Genomic DNA, 3783 nt, shown 5'->3' with positions numbered 1-3783 from the left:
GGGCGGTCGACCCGCCCGGCACCACCTGGCGCGACCGGCCGGCCGTCCGGCGCGGCGACGGGGTGTTCCTCGCGGGCGACCGGACCGCGGCGCCGGGCATGCTCGCGGAAGTCTCCTTCAACAGCGCGCTGGAGGCGGCCACCCTGGCACTGACCTCAAGCGGGATCGAGGTTGCCCCGTAGTACGGGAACGGGCCTGGGCACGGGGGAAACGGGCACGGGCAAGGGTGCACGTCAGCCAAGAACCACCACTCACCCGGCCCGGCCCGGCCCACACCACCAGGCCCACACCACCAGGAGCGCACCACCAGGCCCACACCACCCGGCCAAGAAGCGAACCACCCCATTCTGTGATCCTCTGGACAAATGAGCGACGCGGCGATCTCCACCCCGGAGCCCACCAGTCCCGACCAGCCCGACCCCCACCGCTGGTGGGGGCTGGGCATCATCGCGCTGGCGCAGCTGATGGTGGTGCTCGACGCGACCATCGTGAACATCGCCCTGCCGTCGGCGCAGCACGACCTCCACCTCAGCAACGGCAACCGCCAGTGGGTCATCACCGCGTACACCCTGGCGTTCGGCGGGCTGCTGCTGCTCGGCGGCCGCGTCGCCGACCTCGTCGGCCGTAAACGGACCTTCGTCATCGGCCTCATCGGCTTCGCCGCCGCCTCCGCCCTCGGCGGCGGGGCGGTCAACGGCTCCATGCTCTTCGCCGCCCGCGCGCTCCAGGGAGCGTTCGCCGCGCTGCTCGCACCGTCCGCGCTCTCCCTGCTCACCACGACCTTCTCGCTGGGCAGGGAGCGCGCCAAGGCGTTCGGGATCTACGGCGCCATCGCGGGCGCGGGCGCCGCCATCGGGCTGCTTCTCGGCGGTGTCCTCACCGAGTACCTGGACTGGCGCTGGTGTCTGTACGTGAACGTGCCCATCGCGGCCCTCACCGTCTTCGGCGCGTTCATGCTGCTCAGCGACCGACAGGGGCAGAAGGAGAGCCACCTCGACATCCCGGGTGCGATCCTCGGCTGCGGGGGTCTCGTCGCGATCGTCTACGCCGTGAGCGAGGCCGAATCGCACGGCTGGTCGTCGACCCTGGTGATCGCCCTGCTCATCGTGGGCGCCGTACTGCTCTGCGTCTTCGCGTGGTGGCAGACACGCGCCGCCCACCCCATGCTGCCGCTGCACATCGTCAAGGACCGCAGCCGCGGCGGCTCGATGATCACCATGGCGATGGCGACGCTGGCCATGTTCGGCCTCTTCCTCTTCCTGACGTACTACCTCCAGAACGTCCTCGGCTACAGCCCCATGCGGGCGGGCATCGCCTACCTCCCGATGTCCGCGATGATCATCATCGTCTCGACCCAGGTCTCGGCCCGGCTCCTCCACTACGTGCCGCCGCGCATGCTGATGGCACCCGGCATGCTGATCGGGGCCGGCGGCCTCTTCGCCCTGACCTACATCGGGCCGCACTCCAACTACGTCGAGCACATCCTGCCGGGCACCATGCTGCTCGGCCTCGGCATGGGCCTCGTCTTCATGCCGGTGATGTCGACGGCGACCTCGGGCGTGGCCGCCCGGGACTCGGGCGTCACATCGGCGACCGTCAACACGGCCCAGCAGGTGGGCGGATCGATCGGTACGGCCCTGCTGAACACGATCGCGACGACGACCACGGCGAGCTATCTCACCAGCCACCTGAAGCCCGGCATCAACAAGATGCAGCAGGCCCAGCTCTCGAAGACAGCCGTGGTGCACGGCTTCAACATCGCGACGGCGTGGGCGGCCGGCTTCATGGTGGTGGGAGCGGCACTCGCCTTCTTCATGGTGACCGCCCACTCACCCAGCCGCCGCGAGGCGGCCGAGGCGGAGGCCAACGGGGAGACGGCGGGCTGAGAGGCCCGTCCGGTGTGGCTCTACGGACTGGATGACCGGTCCTGGGCGTGCGTGATGTTCCGCGACGGCCAGGCGCAGGCCCGCGTCCGGCCGTCAGGTCCACGCCGGTTGTGGGACGAGGTGGAGACGGCCTAGGTGGTGGGCCGGCCACGGCAAGCCGCCGATTGCTCCCGGCCTATGAGGCCGTGCCCCGGGAGGGATTCGTCCCTCGTACACGCATCGAGGCGGCCGGGTATCACCCCAGCACCCTCGTGGGCGACGGAGCAGCCGGACACCCGGACGGAGCCCCGTATGACCGCGTACTGGTGGCGAACGGGGCGACGATCACGCCGCCCTATTCCCGCGCGCCCAGCCCGGCCAGTGCGTCGTCCGTCAGCCGGTAGACCGTCCACTCGTCCTGCGGGCGGGCGCCCAGGGACTCGTAGAACTTGATCGACGGCTCGTTCCAGTTCAGGACCGACCACTCCAGCCGCTCGTACCCGCGCTCCACACAGGTCCGCGCCAGTTCGGTCAGCAGGGCCTTGCCGTAGCCGCCGCCTCGCAGCTCCGGGCGTACGTAGAGGTCCTCCAGGTAGATCCCGTGGACCCCGCGCCACGTCGAGAAGTTGAGGAACCACAGGGCGAATCCGGCGGGCTCCCCCTGCGGGGTCTGCGCGATGAACGCGAACGCCGCCGGGCGCTCGCCGAACAGGGCCTCGTGCAGCTGGGCCTCGCTGGCGCGGGCCTCGTCCAGGGCCTTCTCGTACTCGGCGAGCTCAAGGATCATCGCGTGGATGACGGGGACGTCGGCGGCTGTGGCATTGCGAATCATGCGGGCAGACTAACCAACCGCCCGGTGCTCAAATGCCCTCGGAGCTGTCCGGAGGCTCTCACCATGAACCCGGCGGGTCTGCCTGACCGTCCACCGCCGCACCGCCGCACCGTCCACCGCCGCACCGTCCACCGCCGCACCGCCGGACTCTCCACCGCCGCACCGCCGCACCGTCCACCGCCGGACCGGCTGAACCGGCCGTCCCGGCTGAACCGCCCGGCCCGCTCACCCCCACGCCCCCGGCCTCAATCGTGGGCGAGTCCAGGAGGGACCCCCGGCGCCAGCAGTGCCCGGCCGATCTCCGCCATCTCGGGGGCCAGCCGCCGTCCGCCCTCCGCCACGGTCCAGAGGCTGTCCTGCAGGACGCGTCCCAGCGTCCAGGCCCGTGCCCGTTCCCGGTCCGCCGCCATTCCCAGCGCATCCGTCATCAGGTCGAACCGCCGCAGCAGGCCGCCCTCCCCGAAGCGGTTCCACAGTGCGGGCAGCAGCTCGAACCCCGGGTCGCCCGCGAGCGGTTTCGGGTCGATCGCCAGCCAGGGCTCACGGGCGGCTGCCAGGACGTTGTCGAAGTGCAGGTCCCAGTGGAGCAGCCGGTCCCCCGGCTCGTCCGCCACCTCCCGTACGGCCGCCGCGCAGCTCTTCAGCAGGCGCCGCTCGGCCGCGTCGGCCAGCGCATCGACGGCGTCCGGTACGCGGTCGAGCATCCGGGCCGCGATGTCCGCGAGCCGGCGCGTCCCGTCCGGTGCGGGCACGGACGTCAGCCGGGCCAGCAGCTCCGCGATGACCTCGGTCGCCGCCAGGACGTCCGGCACCGCCGCCAGCGGTCGTGCCTCGTCAAGACGCTCCAGCAGCATGGTCCCCGTCGCCGGGTCGTGGTCGAGCAGCCGGACGGCGCCCCGGCCGTCCCAGACCCGCAGCGCGACCGGCTCCCCCACGGTCTCCTCGTCCATCTCCTGCAGCTTCAGCGCCGCCCGCGCTCCGTCGGCCTCGCGCACCACGGGCAGCACGACCGCGACCTGGCCACGCATCGGCGGGCCCTCCTGCCGCAGCCCCCACCGGTCCAGGAACTCCCGGGCCCGGGCCCGG

At 71.8% G+C, this 3783-nt stretch carries 3 protein-coding genes and 2 pseudogenes; 3 read left to right on the top strand and 2 right to left on the bottom strand.

Going from position 1 to position 3783, the window contains the following annotated elements; translation table 11 throughout:
• The 3 genes and pseudogenes from G3I19_RS35155 to G3I19_RS37875 form a co-directional block, all read left to right on the top strand.
• Positions 1-182 (top strand): annotated as a pseudogene (locus G3I19_RS35155) (FAD-dependent oxidoreductase); the annotation flags it as partial.
• A gap of 183 nt (positions 183-365) precedes the next feature.
• Entirely contained in the window at positions 366-1886 is a 1521-nt protein-coding gene (locus tag G3I19_RS35150) for an MFS transporter (RefSeq protein ID WP_164267746.1), read from the top strand.
• A 3-nt stretch (positions 1887-1889) separates the two neighbouring features.
• Positions 1890-2046: pseudogene (locus G3I19_RS37875) on the top strand (protein-L-isoaspartate(D-aspartate) O-methyltransferase); the annotation flags it as partial.
• A gap of 174 nt (positions 2047-2220) precedes the next feature.
• On the opposite strand, the gene G3I19_RS35145 reads toward G3I19_RS37875, so the two are convergent.
• The gene (locus G3I19_RS35145; RefSeq protein WP_164267745.1) at positions 2221-2697 is read right to left on the bottom strand and encodes a GNAT family N-acetyltransferase; all 477 of its coding nucleotides are present in this window, start codon (positions 2695-2697) and stop codon (positions 2221-2223) included.
• 245 nt (positions 2698-2942) lie between these two features.
• On the bottom strand, positions 2943-3783 hold an 841-nt coding region (locus tag G3I19_RS35140), incomplete at its 5' end, for an aminoglycoside phosphotransferase family protein (protein WP_164267744.1).

It is taken from the genome of Streptomyces sp. SID10853 (assembly GCF_010548145.1).
Classification (GTDB): domain Bacteria; phylum Actinomycetota; class Actinomycetes; order Streptomycetales; family Streptomycetaceae; genus Streptomyces.
Note: the sequence above shows the minus strand (reverse complement) of the source record. Positions and strands in the feature narration are given on the sequence as shown.

Bases quoted from the DNA above. Each gene is read 5' to 3' on its own strand.
- G3I19_RS35150 (WP_164267746.1), top strand. From the start codon at position 366: ATGAGCGACGCGGCGATCTCCACCCCGGAGCCCACCAGTCCCGACCAG.
- G3I19_RS35145 (WP_164267745.1), bottom strand. From the start codon at position 2,697: ATGATTCGCAATGCCACAGCCGCCGACGTCCCCGTCATCCACGCGATG.